Source organism: Streptomyces sp. NPDC032091, from assembly GCF_055580265.1.
Genome location: NZ_JBVILR010000004.1, coordinates 457,880 through 477,779 on the forward strand (window position 1 = coordinate 457,880; position 19,900 = coordinate 477,779).

The 19,900-nt window shown below is 74.4% G+C and carries 18 protein-coding genes and 1 pseudogene; 10 read left to right on the forward strand and 9 right to left on the reverse strand.

Annotation, left to right across the window (positions count from 1 at the left end):
• The first annotated feature begins 70 nt into the window (after nt 1–70).
• The 5 genes from ACZ5NJ_RS10205 (at nt 71) to ACZ5NJ_RS10225 (ending at nt 4,264) form a co-directional block, all read left to right on the forward strand.
• Nucleotides 71–1,039 carry a Zn-ribbon domain-containing OB-fold protein gene (locus tag ACZ5NJ_RS10205; RefSeq protein WP_468764267.1) on the forward strand — a complete coding sequence of 323 codons (969 nt, stop codon included), beginning with the start codon at nt 71–73 and terminating at the stop codon, nt 1,037–1,039.
• Nucleotides 1,039–2,106, forward strand: coding sequence for a thiolase domain-containing protein (locus ACZ5NJ_RS10210; RefSeq protein WP_468764268.1), 1,068 nt, complete (start codon nt 1,039–1,041; stop codon nt 2,104–2,106). The genes ACZ5NJ_RS10205 and ACZ5NJ_RS10210 overlap by 1 nt, the downstream gene beginning before the upstream one ends.
• Nucleotides 2,103–3,278, forward strand: coding sequence for a thiolase domain-containing protein (locus ACZ5NJ_RS10215; RefSeq protein ID WP_468764269.1), 1,176 nt, complete (start codon nt 2,103–2,105; stop codon nt 3,276–3,278). Before ACZ5NJ_RS10210 ends, ACZ5NJ_RS10215 begins: the two co-directional genes overlap by 4 nt.
• A 121-nt stretch (nt 3,279–3,399) precedes the next feature.
• Entirely contained in the window at nt 3,400–3,639 is a 240-nt protein-coding gene (locus ACZ5NJ_RS10220; protein WP_468764270.1) for a DUF397 domain-containing protein, read from the forward strand.
• Between the two features lie 196 nt (nt 3,640–3,835).
• Entirely contained in the window at nt 3,836–4,264 is a 429-nt protein-coding gene (locus ACZ5NJ_RS10225; protein ID WP_468764271.1) for a hypothetical protein, read from the forward strand.
• Nucleotides 4,265–4,303: 39 nt separating this feature from the next.
• Here ACZ5NJ_RS10225 and ACZ5NJ_RS10230 read toward each other — a convergent pair whose 3' ends face one another.
• Together ACZ5NJ_RS10230 and ACZ5NJ_RS10235 are read right to left on the reverse strand one after the other, a co-directional pair.
• Entirely contained in the window at nt 4,304–5,341 is a 1,038-nt protein-coding gene (locus tag ACZ5NJ_RS10230) for a hypothetical protein (protein WP_468764272.1), read from the reverse strand.
• A 74-nt stretch (nt 5,342–5,415) separates the two neighbouring features.
• Nucleotides 5,416–5,994 carry a hypothetical protein gene (locus tag ACZ5NJ_RS10235; RefSeq protein WP_468764273.1) on the reverse strand — a complete coding sequence of 193 codons (579 nt, stop codon included), beginning with the start codon at nt 5,992–5,994 and terminating at the stop codon, nt 5,416–5,418.
• Nucleotides 5,995–6,260: 266 nt separating this feature from the next.
• Between ACZ5NJ_RS10235 and ACZ5NJ_RS10240 the strand changes: the two genes are divergently transcribed.
• The 3 genes and pseudogenes from ACZ5NJ_RS10240 (at nt 6,261) to ACZ5NJ_RS10250 (ending at nt 9,779) form a co-directional block, all read left to right on the forward strand.
• Nucleotides 6,261–8,927, forward strand: a complete 2,667-nt coding sequence (locus tag ACZ5NJ_RS10240) for an ATP-binding protein (protein ID WP_468764274.1) — start codon at nt 6,261–6,263, stop codon at nt 8,925–8,927.
• 34 nt (nt 8,928–8,961) lie between these two features.
• A pseudogene (locus tag ACZ5NJ_RS10245) lies at nt 8,962–9,090 on the forward strand (maleylpyruvate isomerase family mycothiol-dependent enzyme); the annotation flags it as partial.
• Nucleotides 9,078–9,779 (forward strand): maleylpyruvate isomerase N-terminal domain-containing protein, encoded by a 702-nt coding sequence (locus tag ACZ5NJ_RS10250; protein WP_468764320.1) that lies wholly within the window; start codon nt 9,078–9,080, stop codon nt 9,777–9,779. The pseudogene ACZ5NJ_RS10245 and the gene ACZ5NJ_RS10250, both read left to right, overlap by 13 nt.
• A gap of 18 nt (nt 9,780–9,797) precedes the next feature.
• Here ACZ5NJ_RS10250 and ACZ5NJ_RS10255 read toward each other — a convergent pair whose 3' ends face one another.
• The 3 genes from ACZ5NJ_RS10255 to ACZ5NJ_RS10265 are packed head-to-tail and all read right to left on the reverse strand — an operon-like array spanning nt 9,798 to nt 12,198.
• Complete coding sequence (locus ACZ5NJ_RS10255) at nt 9,798–11,027, reverse strand: MAB_1171c family putative transporter (RefSeq protein ID WP_468764275.1); 1,230 nt, start codon at nt 11,025–11,027, stop codon at nt 9,798–9,800.
• 2 nt (nt 11,028–11,029) lie between these two features.
• The gene (locus ACZ5NJ_RS10260; RefSeq protein WP_468764321.1) at nt 11,030–11,560 is read right to left on the reverse strand and encodes a toxin-antitoxin system, toxin component; all 531 of its coding nucleotides are present in this window, start codon (nt 11,558–11,560) and stop codon (nt 11,030–11,032) included.
• Between the two features lie 14 nt (nt 11,561–11,574).
• A complete protein-coding gene (locus tag ACZ5NJ_RS10265) occupies nt 11,575–12,198 on the reverse strand; it encodes a hypothetical protein (protein ID WP_468764277.1) in 624 nt (207 codons plus the stop codon).
• Between the two features lie 330 nt (nt 12,199–12,528).
• On the opposite strand from ACZ5NJ_RS10265, the gene ACZ5NJ_RS10270 reads away from it, so the two are divergent.
• Complete coding sequence (locus tag ACZ5NJ_RS10270) at nt 12,529–13,029, forward strand: hypothetical protein (RefSeq protein ID WP_344168321.1); 501 nt, start codon at nt 12,529–12,531, stop codon at nt 13,027–13,029.
• Nucleotides 13,030–13,053: 24 nt separating this feature from the next.
• Here the strand turns inward: ACZ5NJ_RS10270 and kstD are convergent, their stop codons facing one another.
• Nucleotides 13,054–14,844, reverse strand: coding sequence for a 3-oxosteroid 1-dehydrogenase (kstD, locus tag ACZ5NJ_RS10275; protein WP_468764278.1), 1,791 nt, complete (start codon nt 14,842–14,844; stop codon nt 13,054–13,056).
• A 194-nt stretch (nt 14,845–15,038) separates the two neighbouring features.
• The gene (locus ACZ5NJ_RS10280; RefSeq protein WP_468764279.1) at nt 15,039–16,160 is read right to left on the reverse strand and encodes an aminoglycoside phosphotransferase family protein; all 1,122 of its coding nucleotides are present in this window, start codon (nt 16,158–16,160) and stop codon (nt 15,039–15,041) included.
• A 232-nt stretch (nt 16,161–16,392) separates the two neighbouring features.
• Here ACZ5NJ_RS10280 and ACZ5NJ_RS10285 point away from each other — a divergent pair, with 232 nt between their 5' ends.
• Nucleotides 16,393–17,889 carry a DNA-binding protein NsdB gene (locus tag ACZ5NJ_RS10285; RefSeq protein ID WP_468764280.1) on the forward strand — a complete coding sequence of 499 codons (1,497 nt, stop codon included), beginning with the start codon at nt 16,393–16,395 and terminating at the stop codon, nt 17,887–17,889.
• Nucleotides 17,890–17,997: 108 nt separating this feature from the next.
• Here ACZ5NJ_RS10285 and ACZ5NJ_RS10290 read toward each other — a convergent pair whose 3' ends face one another.
• Nucleotides 17,998–19,422, reverse strand: a complete 1,425-nt coding sequence (locus ACZ5NJ_RS10290) for a PP2C family protein-serine/threonine phosphatase (protein WP_468764281.1) — start codon at nt 19,420–19,422, stop codon at nt 17,998–18,000.
• 220 nt (nt 19,423–19,642) lie between these two features.
• Nucleotides 19,643–19,891 carry an SCO4226 family nickel-binding protein gene (locus ACZ5NJ_RS10295; protein ID WP_468764282.1) on the reverse strand — a complete coding sequence of 83 codons (249 nt, stop codon included), beginning with the start codon at nt 19,889–19,891 and terminating at the stop codon, nt 19,643–19,645.
• Nucleotides 19,892–19,900: the final 9 nt, after the last annotated feature.

Sequence of the window (19,900 nt, forward strand, 5' to 3'; positions counted from 1 at the left end):
CCACCCTTCGCCCCCACCCCCTGGGCCCCAGCCGGTTCGCCCCCGACCTTCCGAGCATCGGAGACCGTCCATGACAGCAGCCGCGTCGCCGCCCGAGGTGCTGCGTGCGCCCCTCGTCGTCGAGTTCCCGTTCACGCGGTCCCTCGGGCCCGTCCAGAGCGCCTTCCTCACCGGGCTGCGCGAACGCGTCGTCCTCGGCGTGCGGACCTCCGGCGGTGCCGTGATGGTCCCGCCCGTCGAGTACGACCCCGTCACCGCCGAAGAGCTCCGCGAGCTCGTCGAGGTCGCGCCCACCGGAACCGTCACCACCTGGGCCTGGAACGGCGAACCCCGCCCCCGCCAACCCCTCGGCACCCCCTTCGCCTGGGTGCTGGTGCGGCTCGACGGCGCCGACACCGCCCTCCTGCACGCCCTCGACGCCCCCGGCCCCGACGCCGTGCGCACCGGCATGCGGGTCCGGGTGCGCTGGGCGGCCGAACGCACCGGGGCCATCACCGACATCGCCTGCTTCGAGCCGGACGAGGACGACGACGCGGACGAGCACACCGCCGTCCCGCACGGCGGGGTCTTCGACGAACCCGTCACCGGGATCGTCGCCGAGGCCCGTCTCGACTACACCTACAGCCCCGGCCGCGCCCAGACCGCCTACATCAACGCCCTCTCCGAGCGGCGGACCGTCGGCGAGCGCTGCCCCTCCTGCCACAAGGTGTACGTCCCCCCGCGCGGCGCCTGCCCCACCTGCGGGGTCGCCACCACCGACCGGGTCGAGGTCGGTCCCGCCGGCACCGTCACCACCTTCTGCATCGTCAACATCAAGGCGAAGAACCTCGACATCGAGGTGCCGTACGTGTACGCGCACATCGCCCTCGACGGCGCCGGCCTCGCCCTCCACGGCCGGATCGGCGGCATCCCCTACGACCGGGTCCGCATGGGCCTGCGCGTCGAACCGGTGTGGACCGAGGGCGGCCGCTACCCCGACCACTACCGCCCCACCGGCGAACCGGACGCGGACTACGACGCGTACAAGGAGCTCATCTGATGCCCAGGACGAGCAGGCACGCGCGCGAGGTGGCCGTCGTCGCCTTCGCCCAGAGCGACCACCTGCGCCGCACCGACGAACTCAGCGAAGTCGAGATGGTCATGCCGGTCCTGCACCAGGTGCTGGAGGCCACCGGCCTGAAGACCGGCGAGATCGGCTTCACCTGCTCCGGATCCAGCGACTACCTCGCGGGCCGGGCCTTCTCCTTCACGATGACCCTCGACGGCGTCGGCGCCTGGCCGCCGATCTCCGAGTCCCACGTCGAGATGGACGGCGCCTGGGCCCTCTACGAGGCCTGGGTCAAGATCCAGACGGGCGAGGCCGACACCGCGCTCGTCTACGCGTACGGGAAGTCCTCCCCGGGCTCCGTCCGCGACGTCCTCACCCGCCAGCTCGACCCGTACTACCTCGCCCCCCTCTGGCCCGACTCCGTCGCCCTGGCCGCCCTCCAGGCCCAGGCCCTCATCGACGCGGGGGAGACCGACGAGCCGGCCCTCGCCGCCATCGGCGCCCGCAGCCGGGCCGCCGCCGCGGACAACCCGCACGCCCTGCTCCGCGGGACCGTCCCGCAGGGCGGCTACCAGGTGGCGCCCCTGCGCACCGGGGACTGCCCGCCCATCGGCGACGGGGTGGCCGCCGTCATCCTGGCCGCCGGCGACACCGCCCGCCGGCTGTGCGCGCGGCCCGCCTGGATCACCGGCATCGACCACCGCATCGAGGCCCACGCCCTCGGCCTGCGCGACCTGACCGACTCCCCGTCCACCCGGACCGCCGCCGCGCACGCCGGCGTCTTCGACGCCCCGGTCGACACGGCCGAGCTGCACGCGCCGTTCTCCTCCCAGGAAGTCGTCCTGCGCAAGGCACTCGGCCTCGGCGACGAGGTCACCGTCAACCCCTCCGGCGGCGCCCTCGCCGCCAACCCCGTCATGGCCGCCGGCCTGATCCGCATCGGCGAGGCCGCCGCCCGCATCCACCGCGGGGAGTCCGACCGGGCCGTCGCCCACGCCACCTCCGGCCCCTGCCTCCAGCAGAACCTGGTCGCCGTCCTGGAAGGGGACCCCGCATGACGCGTACCGGGAAGGAGCCGGTGGCCGTCGTCGGCGTCGGCCAGACCAAGCACGTCGCCGCCCGCCACGACGTCTCCCTCGCCGGCCTGGTCCGCGAGGCGGCGGTCCGCGCCCTCGCCGACGCGGAGCTGACCTGGGCGGACATCGACGCGGTCGTCATCGGCAAGGCCCCCGACTTCTTCGAGGGCGTGATGATGCCGGAGCTCTACCTCGCCGACGCCCTCGGGGCCGTCGGAAAACCGATGCTGCGCGTGCACACGGCCGGCTCGGTCGGCGGGTCCACGGCGCTCGTCGCCGCCAACCTCGTCGCCGCCCGGGTCCACCGCACCGTCCTGACCCTGGCCTTCGAGAAGCAGTCCGAGTCGAACGCCATGTGGGGCCTGTCCCTGCCCGTCCCCTTCCAGCAGCCGCTGCTGGCCGGCGCCGGCGGGTTCTTCGCCCCGCACGTGCGCGCCTACATGCGGCGCACCGGCGCACCCGACACGGTGGGCTCGCTGGTGGCGTACAAGGACCGGCGCAACGCGCTGAAGAACCCGTACGCGCACCTGCACGAGCACGACATCACCCTGGAGAAGGTCCAGGCCTCGCCCATGCTGTGGGACCCGATCCGCTACTCCGAGACCTGCCCCTCCTCGGACGGGGCCTGCGCGATGGTCCTCACCGACCGCGCGGGCGCGGCCCGTTCGCCCCGGCCCCCCGCCTGGGTGCACGGCGGGGCCATGCGCAGCGAGCCGACGCTCTTCGCGGGCAAGGACTTCGTCTCCCCGCAGGCCGGCAAGGACTGCGCCGCCGACATCTACCGGCAGGCCGGGATCACCGACCCGCGCCGGGAGATCGACGCGGTCGAGATGTACGTGCCGTTCTCCTGGTACGAGCCCATGTGGCTGGAGAACCTGGGCTTCGCGCAGGAGGGCGAGGGCTGGAAGCTCACCGAGGCCGGGGTCACCGAACTCGACGGCGACCTCCCCGTCAACCCCTCCGGGGGCGTCCTGTCCACCAACCCCATCGGCGCCTCCGGCATGATCCGCTTCGCGGAGGCGGCCCTCCAGGTCCGCGGGCTGGCGGGGGAGCACCAGGTGCCGGACGCCCGGCGGGCGATGGGCCACGCCTACGGCGGCGGCGCGCAGTTCTTCGCCATGTGGCTGGTGGGGGCCGAACAGCCGGCCGGCTGAGCGGGGCGGCGCGCGCCGCACGGCCAGGGATGACGCGGGTGACGGTCCGTGGTCTGTGCGGCGCGCGCCGCGATGGCTACCCTGGGCCCCCGGACGACGACGTACCGGGAGGAGCAGGCAGATGGCCGAGAGCACGACCGTGCGGATCCCCGCCGAGCGGGGCAGGCCCGAGCTGGATCTCAGCGGAGCGGAATGGCAGCCGAGCAGCCGGGGCGGGGGCGACCTCCAGGTCGCCTTCGTGGAGGGGTTCATCGCGATGCGCGACAGCGACCGCCCCGGCGACCCGTCCCTGGTCTTCGCCCCGAACGGCTGGCGCAAGTTCGTCCTGGGCGCCCGGGCGGGCCGCTTCGACCTGGCCTAGCCGCTTCGACCGGGCCTGGTCCGTCCCTTCCGGACCCTTGCCGGTCGAGCCCGCGTGGTCCGGTGCCGTGCCGGGCGGCGCGGGGCACCGGCCCGGACCCGGCGAGAAGAAACGTCGCGTTCCTGCGGGTGAAGGTGTCCACCTGATCGGATGACAGGCCTTCCCGAGGGTGCGCGGGGCCCGGTAGAACCGCCCTGTGATGATCACCCTCGCCCGCGGGGCCGCCGTCCTCGCCCTGGCCCTCATGCCCGCCTCCCTGCCCACCGTCGTCGGCGCGGCGCCCGCGGCAGCCACCCCCACCCGCCACGCCCAGCGCGTGGTCCTCACCAACGCCGACGACGGTCGGGCCGTGACGGTGGCCGCGGGCGACGACATCGAGGTCCGGCTGACCGGCTCCCGGAGCGACGGGCTCAACCACAGCTGGCGGGTTCCTCAGACGAGCGACCCCTCCGTCCTCCACAGGACCACCGGCGCCACGACGCCGACCGGCGGCGCGGCGGCGGTCTTCCACGCGCAGCAGCCCGGCACGGCCACCGTCACGTCGGCACGCGGGTGCCGCCCCGATCCAGGCCGCGTCTGCCCTCAGGTCGTCACGCCGTGGAAGGTCACCGTCGAAGTGAGGTAGACGCAGTCGTTGTCCTGCCGCGGGCTCCGAGCCGACCGTTCACGGCGCCGGGGAGAAGCGCACCCGCACCGCGAGCAGGTCACCCGACGCGTCCAGATCGGCGATCACCGGGAAGAAGCCGTCGCCCCAGCTCGTCATGGCGCACAGCACCCGGGCCCCACCGAGGTCCACGGACCCGGCTCCGACGCGCGAAGCGCGCACCTCGCGCATGACCTGCCAGTGGTGGGAGTGGGGCCGGAAGTCCACCGCCATGCGCCGTCCGGTCTCCTCCTTCCATCCGGACAGGGCCCGCGCTCGGTCCACGGCCTCCGAGACGGGCAGGGCGGTCCACCCGCGGACACCGTCCTCGCCGGGCTCTCCCAGTCCGGGCGCGGCGAACACGGCGGCGGCCTCGTCCGCCGCGGCACCCCAGAACGCCACGTCGGCCAAGCCGTCCACCGGCTCGTCGTGCTGCCAGCGGTTCAGGGCGTCCACATCGCCGAAGAGGACCCGCGCCCAGTCCACTCCCACCTCGCCCAGGGCAACCGACGACGCGACCCGGCCCTCCCTCATCCGGACCGAGATCTCCGACCAGCGAGCCCCGACGCCCTCGCCGTGGCCGGCCCGTGCGGCCAGCACGGGCAGGTGCCCACTTCTGGGGACGCCACCCACCGCGACGACGGGCACCCCGAACAGCGAGAAGCCGCCACCGCCCTCTTCGGCCGTCCGACGGGCCCGGTGGGCGTGGGCCTCCCGAACCGGCAGGGCCTCCAGTCGCGCATCCAGGCCGGCGGATCGGCAGTGGCCGTCGAAAGCCTCCACGCATGCGGCGGCCTTCGAGGCCGGGATGTCATGGAGCCGGGAACCCGGCTGCCTGTCAAACGTACGAACGGCTTCGGAGGCGTCCGGCCCGGTGGCCACGAAGTCGATGGCGCCCGTGATGTCGGCGGCCGAGACAGGGTCCTCGACGCCCAAGAGGGCCGGATCGATGTCCGCGGGCGACCGGTCTCCGCTCCACAGCCCCAGGTGTCCGCCGTCAATGATCACCAGGGTGCCGGACGGGCAGCTGATGGCCCCCAGCTCGAACATCTCTTCCATGGCGCGCGAGTCTACGGCCCCCGCGGCACCGCGCCCCGCCGCGGCGGCGGGGCACAGAAGGCCCGGTCACGGCCTCAGGCGTGCTCGCGGGCGGTCAGACGGAGGGCGACCTGGAGCTCGTGCTCGCCGGACACGGTGCCGAGGTGCTCGCCGGTGAAGGCCTCCTCCAGGACGGCGCGCACCCGGCGCACCGGCTCGGCGGCGCCGTCCAGCTCGGCCGTCACGGCCGAGGCCGGCCGGACCGCCGGGCCCGCGGCGGGCACGCGCCGGCGGACGTCCACCGTCACCGCCCAGATGCTCGGGGCCCCGGCGGGCGCGGCGGCGGACCGGGCCGGGACGGGCGCCGGCGGGGTCATCCCCGGGAACGCCTCGGCCAGCACGCCCAGCACGGCCTCGGCACCCTCCCGGTCACAGTGGCTGACCAGCACGTTCACCTCGGCCTCGGCCGAGGGCCCCTCCGGCACGGGCGCCTCCGCTGCTTCGGGGGCCGACCGTGCCGCGTCCACGCGGGCCGGGTCGCAGGACGGGCCCGCGCCCGTCCCCGTGCGGGAGGGCACGCCGGGCGGCCGGCCGTGCTCGTCCACCATCGCCCCCGTGTCCGGCAGCGGCGCGCCGCCCCGCTCCGGGTCCTCGTGGCCGCGGTTCGTGTCCATCCTTCGCCTCCGGGTCGGGGCACGGTCCCGCGCGGAGCCCGGGGCCGGCCGTGGACCGGCACGTCAGGGTGCCTCACCTGGCGACTGTCCCCGGACGGCCGCGCCAAACCCGCCGCCGGCGCCGGACCCGCCCGTACGGCGCCGGACCCGTCGGCGCGGGGGGCGAGGTCCGGAAGAGAAGATCGGGTTCATTCCCGGGAGGGGCAGCCCCCGGACCGTGCGCGGGCGTACGCTGATCTACCGAACCGGCCTGGGGGGTACCAGCCATGACGGACCGCCCGACCCGCACGCGGCGCACGCTCTTCGAACGCGAAACCGAACTCGTCATCGTCGACGAGGCCCTGGACCGGCTCACCGGCGGCGGCCCGGACGCGGCCGGGGGCCTGCTCGCCCTCTCCGGCCCGGCCGGCCTCGGCAAGACCACCCTCCTCGCCGAGGTGCGTCGCCGCTCCCTCGCCCGCTCCTGCACCCTCCTGGCCGCCCGCGGCGGCGAACAGGAGCAGAGCCAGCCCTTCCACGTCGCCCGCCAGCTCATCCAGCCCCGGCTCGCCGGCCGCCCCGAGGCCGAGCTGCGCGAGGCGCTCGGCAGCTGGTACGCCATCGTCGGCCCCGCCCTGGGCCTGTGCGCCCCCGAACAGGGAGCCCCGCCCGACCCCCAGGGCCTGCGCGACGGGCTCGACTGGGTGCTCACCCACCTCACCGTCCAGCGTGCCCCCGTCGTCCTCGTCCTCGACGACGCCCACTGGGCCGACCCCGAGTCCCTCGGGTGGCTCGCCGCCTTCGCCCCGCGCGCCGAGCAGCTCCCGCTGCTCCTCGTCGTCGCCTACCGCCCCGACGAACTCCCCGCGCACGCCGAGGCCTTCCGCACCCTGCCCGGCCGGGCCGGGCGGCGCCCGCTCCACCTCGCCCCGCTCACCGAAGCAGCCGTCGCCACCCTGGTCCGCGAGACCGTCGGAGCCCACGCCGAGGACGCCTTCTGCCACGAAGCCTGGGCCGTCACCACCGGCAACCCCTTCGAGGCCGTCGAACTCACCGCCAAGGTCCGCAGCCGCGGCATCACCCCCGTCGGGTCCAGCGCCCCGCTGCTGCACGATCTCGCCGCCGCCCAGCGCGGCAGCGGCCTCGTCGCCCGCCTCCAGAGCCTGGGCCCCTCCACCGTCCGCTTCGCCTGGGCCTGCGCCGTCCTGGGCACCGCCATCCCCCGGCAGATCGCCGCCCGCGTCGCCGGACTCGGCGCCGAGGAGGCCGCCGGCGCCACCTGGCGGCTGCGCGACGCCCGCATTCTGTCCGCGCCCCCGGCGGGCGCCGCCGACGAGGACACCGGGCTGGAGTTCGTCCACCCGCTCATCGCCACCGCCATCTACCGCGCCATCCCCGACGCCCTGCGCGTCGCCCTCCACGGCAAGGCCGCCGCCGCCGTCGTCGACGCCGGACTCGGCTCCTCCGCGGCCGCCCGCCACCTCCTGGAGACCCATCCCGAGAGCGACCCCTGGGTGGTGCGCACCCTGCGCGAGGCCGCCGCCGAGAACCTCCGCGCCGGCGCCCCCGAAGCCGCCCGCCGCCAGCTGGCCCGCGCCCTCCAGGAACCCCCGGACTTCGGCGAACGCGCCGCCGTGCTCTACGAACTGGGCTGCGCCTCCCTGCTCACCGAACCCGCCACCACCGTCAACCACCTGCGCGCCGCCCTCGCCGAACCCTTCGACGACCCGGCGCTGCGCCAGGGCATCGTCATCCGGCTCGCCCAGGTCCTCGCCCACAGCGACCACCTGCGCGCCGCCTCCGAACTCCTCGCCGCCGAGATACCCCGCGCCCACGAGCCGCGCGCCCGGCTGCGCCTGCAGTCCGAGCAGTTCATGTGGGACGCCTTCGACGCCGCCGAACCCGACTCGCCGGCCCGCTCCCGGCGCCTGGCCAAACTCGCCGACCGGCTCACCGGCCGGGACCTCACCGAGCGGTACGTCATCGGCCTGCGGGCCTGGGACGCCTGCCTGCGCGGCGAACCCCTGGAGGTCTCCCTCCACCACGCCGGACGGGTCCTGGAACAGCCCTTCAGCTGGGCGCACGAGGACCGCGGCTTCGAGGTCCCGGTGCTCGCCGCGATGGTCCACATGTACGCCGACCGGCCGGGCCGCGCCGAGGAGCTCTTCGAGGCCGGCACCGCCGAGTTCGAACGCCAGGGATGGCACGGCGCCCACCTGTCCTTCGCCTACAGCCTGCGCGCCTACATCCGCTACCGGCGCGGCCGCCTCGCCGAGGCCGAGGAACTGGCCCGGGCGGGCCTGCGGCTCGCCGGGCGCGTGGGCCGCCGTACGCCCGTGCACTGGTACGCCGTCACCATCCTCGTCACCACCCTCCTCGGCCGCGGCCGCACCGAGGAGGCCTGGCGGCTGGCCCGGGAGCACGAGTACGGGGAGCCCTTCCCCGCCGCCGTCGTCTTCCCCGACTCCCAGACCGTCTACGCCGAACTGCTCCTGGCCGCCGGGGACCGCAAGGCGGCCGTCGTCGAACTGGAGGCGGTGGACCGGCGGCTGACCCCGCGCGGGATCCAGAACCCGGCCTGGTGCCCCTGGCGGCTGCACCTGGCCCGCGCCGTCGCCCCCGAGGACCCCGCCAGGGCCCGCGCCCTGGCGGAGGAGGCCCTGCACCGCGCGCGGGCCTTCGGCGCCCCCTCCGCCATCGGGCAGGCCCTGCGCGTCTCGGCCGAAGTGGCACCGCCGGAACGGCGCGCGGCCCTGCTGACCGAGGCCGTCACCCTCCTGGAGGACTCCCCGGCGGCCTACGAGCTGGCCCGCGCCCTCGCCGCGCTGGGCACCGAGCTCCGCGACCCCGACCTGCTCACCCGTGCCCACCTGACCGCCCGCACCTGCGGCGCCGACACCCTGGAGGCGGACACCGGGCAGGCCCTGAGGGAGTTCGCCCACGGCGTGGGCTGACCGTACCGCCCCGCCCCGGGGCAAGGTGGACCGTATGGACCACTCCACCAGGCTCAGCGTGTTCCGCAGCGAGGCCGCGGCCTACGACACGGCCCTGCGGCGGGCGGCCGGCGGGGGCCGGGAAGGCCCGCCGGTTCCGTCCTGCCCCGGCTGGTCCCTCGCCGACCTCGCCGGACACCTCGGCAGCGTCCAGCGCTACCTCACCCACATCCTCCGCGGCCGCCACACCGAACCCCCGACCCCACCGACCCCGCCCTCTACGCCCTCCCCGAGGACCCCGCCGTACGGGCCGCCTGGCCCCGGCACGACGCGACCCCGCACCGCGGCCCCGTCCCCGGGGAGCTCCTCGACTGGTCGGCCGAGGCCGCCCGGGCCCTCGTGCGGACCCTGGACGAACTCGGACCGGACGTACCGGTGTGGAGCTGGTCGGCCGAGCGGACCAGCGGCTTCTGGACGCGGACGCAGACCATCGAACAGGCCGTCCACCGCTGGGACGCGGAATCCGTCACCGGCGACCCGGCCCCCTTCGACCCGGCCTTCGCCGCCGACGCGGTCGCCCAGACCTTCGAGGTGATGGTCCCGGCCCGGCGCGGCTGGAACCCCGCCCCGCCCGGAACGGGGGAGCGCTACCGCTTCCGCCGCGCCGACGGCCCCGAGTCCTGGACGGTGGAGTTCACCGGGGACGAGGTCCGCCTGGAGCCGGACGGCACCGGCCCCGTCGCCGTCGAAGCCGAGGGCACGGCCTCCGACCTCACCCTCTTCCTCTGGCAGCGCCTCCCCGCCACCGGGCTGGAGGTCACCGGGGACAGCGCCCTGCTCGACCACTGGTTCACCCTCGTCCCCCCGGCCTGAACCGGGCCGGGGAACCCCTCAGGGACGTACGCCCCCAGGCCGCCCCGACGCCCCCGGCCCGGCGCGGAAGGAACCCACCACGGGGGAGCGGCGCAGCGCCCGGGACACCGCGACCAGGTCGGGGGACCTGGCCGGTACCGGGACGGCCCCGCCCCCGCCCCGCGCCCCCGCCGCGCCGGGGACCGACGCCGCGCCGGGGACCGCCGCCAGGCCCAGGCGCAGGCTGCGCACCGCCGCGACCACGGCGACCGCGTCGGCGGTGGCCGCCGCCTGGGCGGGCGCCTCGTCACGGGCCAGGGCCTCGGCGAACGCCCGGTCGCGGACGGCGGGGTCCATGTACGGCTGGAGCCGCAGCAGCCCGTCGCTGATCTGCGTCCGGCGCTGCACCAGCCGCCGGCTCACCGGGGACCGCCGCGGCAGCCGCAGCCCGCCGGTGTCCAGCCCGTCCAGCTCGCGGACGAACGCCGCGAGGGACCGGTACTGGCGGTAGTCCGTCCACAGCGCCTGCGCCGCCTGGCCGGCGTGCGGCAGGATGAAGCCCACGGCGATGAACAGGGCCCCCACCGAGGCGATGGGCGGTGCGACGAACGTGCTGAGCCAGTCCAGGTCGCGCCCCGCCCAGCGGGCGGCCACCGCCACGAGCTTCACGGTGTCGTAGCAGAGGTTCAGGACGAAGCCGAGGACCAGGAACACCAGGCCCGCCCGCAGCCAGCCGGACACCTCGCGCAGCCAGGCCCAGGTGACGACCGAGGTGATCAGGCAGGCGACCGTGTGGGCCCCCAGGTAGAGCAGGATGTGCTCGCGCATCCAGGGGGTGTTGGCGTAGTAGGTGTCCAGGTCCCGCAGCCGTTCGACCGGCACATCGGCGAGGGCGAACGTGATCCACAGTCCGGCGACCACGGCCGCGTAGACGGCCCCGATGGTCCAGTTCGTGCGGCGCACCCGCCGGGGGTCGCCCCCGCGCCAGTGGATGACCAGGATGAGGCAGGAGGCGCAGAACATCGTGATCAGCGAGTAGACCAGCGGCGCCGCGACGTTGCTGACGCCGGTGGAGTGGTTCAGCAGGGCCAGGGTCGTGGGCCTGCCGCAGTAGAAGACGGCCGAGCCCAGCAGCAGCAGGCCGCCGAGGGAGCGCACGTTCGGGTCGTTCCGCCAGAACCTCATGATCACCGGCAGCCGCAGGACGAAGGCCAGTGTGAGGATCACCGCCGGGATGAGCAGCGGGATGTAGTACTTGTCCGAGGTCAACGTCAACCGATCGGCCCGCGGTATCCCAGCGCGTTGCCTATCCGGCCCGCGACACCGTTCCCGCGCCCGCCCCCCGGGCCCTCGCCCCCCGTCAGCCAGGGCCGGCAGCGGTCGCCGAGCATCAGCCCGAACCGCTCGGCCTCGATCTCCTGGGCGTCCTCGTAGTGGGACCGCGCGGCGACGCTCGCGTACGTCAGTGACGAGGCGTCCGGCAGGGACCGCGCGGCGTCGGCCGCCCTGTGCCCGTGCTCGCCGCAGTGGCCCGCGTTCATGTGCCACAGCTCGTGCCCGAGGATGACCAGTTGGTGGTCGGGGGTCGTGTGCTTCTCCACGACGACGATGTCGTACTTCTCCATGTTCAGCCAGAGGCCCGACGTGGTCAGCTCGGTGGGGAACCGCTCGAAGCGCAGCACGATCGGGCGCCCGCCGCGCGTACGGCTCATGGCGTCGCACAGGGCGCGGAAGAGGGTCTGCGGATCGACCGGGGCCTCCAGGTCGAGCGAGGAGGTCAGCGCGGTGCACAGTTTGCGCATCGATCGGGACAGGTTCACCGGGCCACCTCGGCGTGCGGCTCGGCGGACAGCATCCTCGTGATCATGCCCAGCAACAGGGCCTCCTGCGTACGGGTCAGGGGTCTTCCCCGGGTGGAGACGCAGACCAGGCCGTACTGGTCCGCGAGGTCGGCCATCAGGGTGCCCGAGCGGTGGTCGAGGGACTCCAGGGTGGGCCGCAGGGCCCGGCTCACCGCCTGGGCCGGGGTGTCCGTCAGGAAGGAGGCGTCCCGCCCGAAGAAGGCGGCGAACGCCGTGCAGTGCCGCAGGTGCGGGGGCTTGCGCCCGGACACCAGTGCGCCGACCCAGCGCGGCGGCGCACCGATCGCCGCCGCGATCTGCCCGACGGGGTAGGGGCGGCCGTGGACGTCGCGGGAGACCGCGTACAGGAACGCCGCCCGCCGGCGGACCCTCTCCTCGGCCCCGCCGGGAGCCGGCTGCGCGTGCTCCTCCCCGCGCAGCAGCGCCAGGGTCACCGCCAGGGGAACGCCCGCCCGCTCGGAGAGGGCCACCGGGTCCAGGATCTCGTCCATGTCCAGCCGCGCCTCCTCGGCGAGCGCCCGTATCCGGTCGAGCGTCATGGCGAGGGGAAGCGGCGGATCGCCAACAGACACGGTCATCCGTCTGTGCTCCCATACGTCCGAAGGCCGGTTGCGCGCCCGGGACGGCGGTCGGCCCCCCCGGCCATCAAGTTCCCCACCTTCGGATCGTAGTCGTCGATTCGAAAACGATCGCGGACCGGCGGCGGGGACGGACAGCAAGATACAGCCAGGAGGGCTGGTGGTGGCAGAAAAGTGTGCATGCCCGCGGACGCCGCGGAGGGTAAGGAGCATCGCGGACGGACACCCCATACCCGCAGGTCCGGGACGTTCGAGCCGCTTCCCCGCCGCCCCGGCCGCCGGGAGCACCCCGGGGCCGGAAAACCCGCGCGGCCACGTACCATGGGCCGCATGTCCTTCCTCCGCCGCCACCGCGCCGCCACACCCGCCGGCCCGGACTTCGACGTCCTGGCCATGGACCCGGGGGACTGGCCGGGCAACCTCGGGGCCGGGCTGCTGCCCGCCCCCGACGGCAGCTGCCAGGGAGTCTTCCTCCGCTACGACCTCTTCGGCGGACGCGGCCCCGCGATGATCATCGGCAACCTCCCCGAGGGATCCCCGGCCCGGGACCTCGCCGAGGGCCAGGTGCCCTTCGAGGTGGCCCAGCTCCTCGACGCCCTGGAGAACGACGAGGAGGTCGAGGTCACCGGCACCGAGGACTGCCCCGTCATGCAGGGCGACAACCTCCTCATCGTCCGCAAGGTCAAGCTCTCCGAGAGCCGGATCTCCTGCGTGCAGTTCGACCGCAGCGACAACGTCCTCGTGACGATCGCCAGCTGGGACCGCCCCATCACCGACGACCTCTACGCGCTGCTGAAGCCGCTCCCCGCCGAACTCTTCCAGCAAGGCTGACCCCCCCGGCGGGCCGCCCGGCCGTCAGGCGGTGTCCGCGATGTCGTTCGCCGCCACATAGCCGAACGTCATCGCGGGCCCGATCGTCGAACCGGCCCCCGCGTAACTGTGGCCCATCACCGCCGCGCTCGCGTTGCCCGCAGCCCACAGGCCCCGGATCACCGATCCGTCCGCCCGCAGCGCGCGGGCCCGCGCGTCGGTGACGATGCCGCCCTTGGTCCCCAGGTCGCCCGGGACGATCCGGAAGGCGTGGAAGGGCGGGACCCAGACGGGGGCCAGGCAGGAGTTCGGAGTCACGTTCGGGTCCGTGTAGTAGTGGTCGTACGCCGTGTCCCCCCGGTGGAAGTCCGGGTCGGAGCCGCTCCACGCCTGGGCGTTGAACCGGTTCAGCGTCGCCCGCAGCGCCGCCGCCGGCACCCCGATCTGCCCCGCCAGCGCGTCCCAGGTCCAGGCCTTCTTCGCGGCCCCGGCCTCGTACCACGCGTCCGGGAAGGGCAGCGTCGGCAGGACGTCCTTGAACAGGTACCGGTTGCGGTAGTTCTGGTCCACGATCAGCCACGCCGGGATGTGCGACCCCGGCGCGCCCCGGTCCTTCGCGTACATCACGTGCACCACGTCGCTGTACGGCGCCGCCTCGTTCACGAACCGCGTCCCGGCGCGGTTGACGACCAGACCGCCCGGCAGGGTCCGCTCCGCCAGGCAGAAGTACGGCTCCCCGGGCAGCGGGATCGACGGCCCCCACCAGGCGTCCTCCATCAGGGCCAGCGCCGCGCCCGCCCGCTGCCCCGCCAGGATCCCGTCGCCGGTGTTCTCCTTCGCGCCCACCGACCACTCGGTGCCGATCGGCTGCTGCTGGTAGCGCTCCCGCATCGCCGCGTTGTGCTCGAAGCCGCCCGAGCCGACCACCACCCCCCGGCGGGCCCGCACGACGCCCCGTACGCCCTCCTTCTCCACCACCACCCCGGTGACCGCCCCGCCCTCCTGGACCAGGTCCACCAGCGGGCTGTTCAGCCACACCGGCACCCCCGCCCGCAGCAGCCCGGCCCGCAGCCCCGCGGCCAGCGCCTGGCCCATCGTCAGCGGCTTCTGCCCCAGCAGCGCCGCCTTCGTGCCGCGCGCCAGGCACTCCGTGGACACCGCCAGCCCCTTCGCCGTGACCGCCGCCAGGTTCAGCCACTTGTAGTCCTGGCTGAAGACCACCATCCCGGCCGGCACCGGCATGTACGCCGGGTTCAGGTGCGCCAGTTCGGCGCCCAGGACGTTCCCGTCGATCTGGTCCGGCTCGATGGAGCGGCCGTTCGGCAGACCGCCCGGCAGGTCGGGGTAGTAGTCGCTGTAGCCGTCCATGAAGCGGAACCGCATCGGGCTGTTCGCCATGACGAAGTCCAGCATCCGCGGGCCGTTGGCCAGGAACGCCCGCTGCCGGTCGGCCGGCACCTCCGGCCCCACCACCGCCGACAGGTACCGCTCCGCCTTCTCCGGGGTGTCCGGCACCCCCGCGCCCAGGATCACCGAGTTGTTCGGCAGCCAGATCCCCGCCCCGGAACGGGCCGCGGAACCGCCGAAGGTCGGCGCCTTCTCCACCACCAGCACGCTCAGCCCCCGCCCGGCGGCGGTGAGGGCGGCGGTCATCCCCGCGGCCCCCGACCCGACGACCACGACGTCGTACTCGCCCAGCGGGGCCCCGTCGGCCCGCGCCGCGGCCGCCGGCAGGACGGCGGCCGCGAGCGCCCCGGCCCCCGCCCCGGCGAGGACCCTCCGGCGGGAGGGGAGAGCGGGCTGGGCGTTCACGGGCAGGGACACGGCCTCGGTCATGGGCGGGCTCCAGTGGTGTGGGGACGGCAGGGGCGCGGACACCTGATGCTGAGTCAGAAAAGGTGTTCGGGGGATCATGTGATGTCAAGGCACGCGCGCCGGGGCGATCCGTCCAGGACGGCAGAAATCCCGTGGCCCCCACACCAGGTGTGGGGGCCACGGGATCGCGTACGGAAGGAAGGGGCGGGACGGGGTCAGCGGGTGCCGACGGCCGCCCGGACCGCTCTGCGGGCCATCCCCGCGTCGTCGTGGAGGCGGCGCAGCAGCAGGCGCTGCTCCTCCCCGGAGGAGAGGGCCCCCGCGGGCAGCGGCTGGGTCGCCGGGGCCGCCAGCATGGAACGCTGGACGGCCGTCTCGCACATCCGGATCTCCCGGGTCAGCACCAGCATCAGGTTCACCAGGAAGGCGTCCCGGGCCGCCGGACCGGCCGACTGCGCGAGCCGGCTGATCTGGCTGCGTGCCGCCGGGGCGTCGCCCAGCACCGCCCACAGCGTGGCCAGGTCGTAGCCCGGCAGGTACCAGCCCGCGTGCTCCCAGTCCAGCAGCACCGGACCGGCCGGGGAGAGCAGCAGGTTCGACAGCAGGGCGTCACCGTGGTTGAACTGCCACGGGGTCAACCGCAGTCCGTGCAGCAGCTTCTGCAGGTCGCCGTAGTCCCGGTCGGTCAGCAGCCCCAGGCCGTGGTCCCGGGAGATCCGCCGCGCGTAGTCCACCGGGTGGCCGAACAGATCGGCCGGGGGACGCCACTGGTTGACCCGGCACACCGCGCCCAGCGCCGCCCGTACGTCCGGCCGCGGCGGGGCCTCCACCGGATGCCGCTGGAGGGCGGCGACCCGGCCGGCCATGCGCTCCACGACCAGGACGCAGTTCTCCGGGTCGGCGGCGATCAGCCGGGGCACCCGGACCGGCGGGCGGTGCCGGACGAAGGTCCGGTACGTCGCTATTTCGTGCCGGTACCGCTCGCGCCACTCGGGCGAGTGGTCCAGTAAAACCTTCGCGACCGCGGTCATCCGTCCGGTCGTCCCCACCAGGAGGACCGACCGGCCGCTGCGCCGCAGCACCTGGACCGGCGCGAACTCCGGACAGATCCGCTGCACCGACGCGAGCGCGGTGCGCAGCTGCGCCCCCTGCGGGCCGGACAGGTCGATTCTTCCGCTCAGCGGCTGCGTTCCGGCCGCCGGCATCCGCCGCGCCCTGACGGCGCCCTGCGCCGGGAGCGGCTGGCGGCCGGGTTCGAGGGCGATGCCCCCGCCCCCCGCCTGGAGGGTGCGGTGCGGGCGGACCGGGGCGGACACGGAGGACGTTGCTGCGTACATGGCGTTTACGGTTCCCTTCGTGCGCCGACGAGTTGCGTACGCCGCCCCGCCGGATCCCGTACTTCACCCTGGGGAGTTCCGCCGGTGAACCGGGTCGGGGAGGCGCATTCCTACCTGACACCCGGCGGCAGGTGGCGAACCACGGGGCGTGCCCTGGCGAACCCTGGCGAATAGTCCACGGGGAACTGACAGGGGGCTACTGTCAACTCAGCCGAGAACCTGGGGGCTTGACGTGAGCAAGGGTCCAAACACCCGTCTGAACGACCTGTTCGGCCTGGCCGGCTGGTCGAAGGGCGAACTCGCGAGGATGGTCAACCGGCAGGCGGCCGCGATGGGCCACCACCAACTGGCCACCGACACCTCGCGGGTGCGGCGCTGGATCGACATGGGGGAGACCCCGCGCGAACCGGTGCCCACGGTACTGGCAGCACTGTTCACCGAGCGGCTCGGTCGTGTCGTGACCATCGAGGACCTCGGGTTCGTACGACAGCGGCGCACCGCCAGAAGGCAGCCGGACGGGGCGAAGGAGAACCCCGACGGAGTGCCCTGGGCGCCCGAACGCACAGCCGCGGTCCTCACCGAATTCACGGGAATGGACCTCATGCTCAACCGTCGCGGCCTGATGGGCGCGGGAGCAGCGCTCACCGCCGGCTCAGCCCTCAGCAACGCCATGTACGACTGGCTGCAAGGCGACCCCGCCACCGCCAAGGACCCGCAGCGGTTCGGCGACCCCTACCCGGCCGACCCGGCGGGCTACGACCGCTACGAGGCCGCCCCCATCGGCTCGCAGGAGATCGACGCGCTGGAGCGCTCGGTCGAGGTGTTCCGGGCCTGGGACGCCTCCAGAGGCGGCGGCCTCCAGCGCAAGGCCGTCGTCGGGCAGCTGAACGAGGTCGGCGGCATGCTCGCCTACCACCACCCCGACCACCTCCAGCGCCGGCTGTGGGGGGTGGCGGCCAACCTGGCGGTACTGGCGGGCTGGATGTCGCACGACGTCGGCCTCGAACCCACCGCCCAGAAGTACTTCGTCATCGCCGCCCACGCGGCCCGCGAGGGCGGCGACCGCCCGCGCGCCGGCGAGGCGCTGTCCCGGGCCGCCCGCCAGATGGTCCACCTGGGCAAGCCGAACGAGGCCCTGGACCTGATGAAGCTGGCCCAGGCGGGCTCCGGCGACCAGACGCTCCCGCGCACCCGCGCCATGCTGCACACCATCGAGGCCTGGGCCCAGGCCGCCATGGGCAAGGGCCAGGCCATGCGCCGCACCCTGGGCGAGGCCGAGGACCTGTTCGTGTCCGACAAGGGCGACGTACCGCCGCCGTCGTGGATGCAGCACTTCGACGAGGCCGACCTGCACGGGATGCAGGCCCTGGCCTACCGCACGCTCGCCGACCACGACGCCACGGCGGCCCCGGTCGCGGCGCGGCACGCGCGGGAGGCCCTGCGGCTGCGCGGCGACGGCTACCAGCGCTCGCAGATCTTCGACTACATCTCCCTGGCCTCCGCCTGCTTCATCGCGGACGATCCGGAACAGGCCGACCGCTACGCCCGGCTGGCCCTCGTCTCGATGAACGAGACCTCCTCGCACCGGACATGGGACCGGCTCCGCGAGATGTACCGGCTCACCGGCCAGTACGCCGGGTACGCGCGCATCGAGGACCTCCGCGAGGAGATCGAGCAGGTCCTCCCCGACAGCCCCGCCCCGCGCGCGGCCCGCGGGGCGGAGGTCTAGGGGACCGGTGCCGTACGCGGTGGAGGACGGGGACGGGAGCGGACGACGAACGGGGCCGCGCCGTGGGCGCGGCCCCTCGAACCGGACCGTGAGGGCGGTGGGCGCCGGCTAGCCGCCGATGCGGGCCACCAGGACGCAGGCGTCGTCCTCGCGCTCGCTCTCGCCGAACTCCTCCGTGACCATCCGCACGCAGTCGCGCGCCGACCGGGCCGCCGAGAAGCGCGGCGCGAGCGCCAGCAGCCGCTCCGTGCCGTCCGCCCGGCCGAACTCGGTGCCGCGCGAGGTCAGTCCGTCGGTGTACAGGACGAGTACGTCGCCCGGTTCGAGCAGTTCCTCGGCCTGCCCGTACACGGCTCCCGAGGTGGCGCCGAGCAGGACCCCCTCCGGCGGCTGGAACGCACGCCCCTGGCCGCGGCGGAAGAGGAGCGGCGCGGGGTGCCCGGCCTGGGCCCAGGAGAGCAGCCGGCGGGACGGGTCGTAGCGGCAGCAGACGGCGGAGCCGAGGGCCGGCTGCGCCGAGGTCTCCAGCAGCTGGTTGAGCCAGCCCATCAGGGGGCCCGGCTCGATGCCGGCCATGGCCATCCCGCGCAGGGCGCCGAGCAGCATGGCCATGCCGGAGGTGGCGCTGACCCCGTGCCCGGTGAGGTCGCCGACCGTCAGCAGCGAGCGGCCGTCGGCCAGTTCGAGCGCGTCGTACCAGTCGCCGCCGATCAGCCTGCTGGTGGCGGAGGGGAGGTAGTGAGCGGCCACGTCCATCGTGCCGGCGTGGTCGTACGGGAACCGCAGGGAGCCGCGCCACGGGGGGAGCACGGCTTCCTGCAGCTCGACCGCCAGCCGGTGCTCGGTCTGCGCGATCTCCCGCCGGCGCTGGAGCGAGTCACGGGACTCGCGCTCCGCCCGCTGGCTCCTGCGCAGTTCGCTGACGTCACGCAGCACGGCCCACATCGAGGCCGTGCAGCCGTCGGCGTCGAGCACCGGCTCGCCCCTCATGTGCAGCGTCCGGACCCGGCCGTCGGCCCGGACGATGCGGAACTCGCCGTCTATCGGCTTGCCGTCGACCAGGCAGTCGGTGACCATCGCGGTCAGCAGCGGCTGGTCTTCGGAGAACAGGGTGGAGCCGAGCTCGTCGAGGGGGAGCGGGCCCGCCTCGGGGGAGCGGCCGAAGATCTGGAAGAGCTCCTCGGACCAGGTGACCTCGTCCGTCAGAAGATTCCATTCGGCGCTGCCCACGCGGGTCTGACGGTCCTCGGAGGTGGTCTCCGGGGGCGCCGGGGCGGGTTCGACGGGCTCGGGGGCGGGCGGCAGCCCTTCCTTGAGCTGGCCCAGGTGCTGGCCCAGGTCGTCCAGGTGGTGCACGGCGAGGTCGCACAGCGCGCGCTGCCAGCGGCCCTGGGCGTCGTCGTCGTCCACGACGGTGTCGCGGCGCACCGCGTCCACCTCGCCGCGCAGCCGGCGGGTCTGCGAGATCAGCGCGTCCACGGATCCCGGGTCGGGCGGCTGTGCGGAACGGTCCGCGTACAGGTGGGACGGCATGAGCACTCCGATACAGGCGCGGCGATACAGGCGCGGCACGGCCAGGTCTGAAAGAAGGACCGGCTACGACTGTGGCACAGGCCGGGACGGGCTGTAAGGCGTTTGGCAACATCCGTAACGTTCTTGCTCACGGCATATGCCGAAGGCCTCCCGTTTACCTCCTGTCCGTACGAACATTTCCGGCCGGCATCGGAGCGCTCCCCCGCGGTGCCCGGTCGCGTCAGACGCTCAGCGGGACCGCGTGGATCTCGTCGGCGGGGTGCCCGGCCCGCTCGTGGATCTTCTGGACCGCCGCCGCCGAGGGGGCCTCGGACAGGCAGTAGACCTCGCCGGACGCGGGGTCGGCCCAGGCACGCTGGAACATGACCTGCTCGTCCGACTGGATGGCGAGGTCCGCCTTGTGGGCCTCCATCAGCTGGTCCGCGGTGATGCCCTTCATACCGTGGTGGACATCCATGAACTGGGCCATCGCCGTACA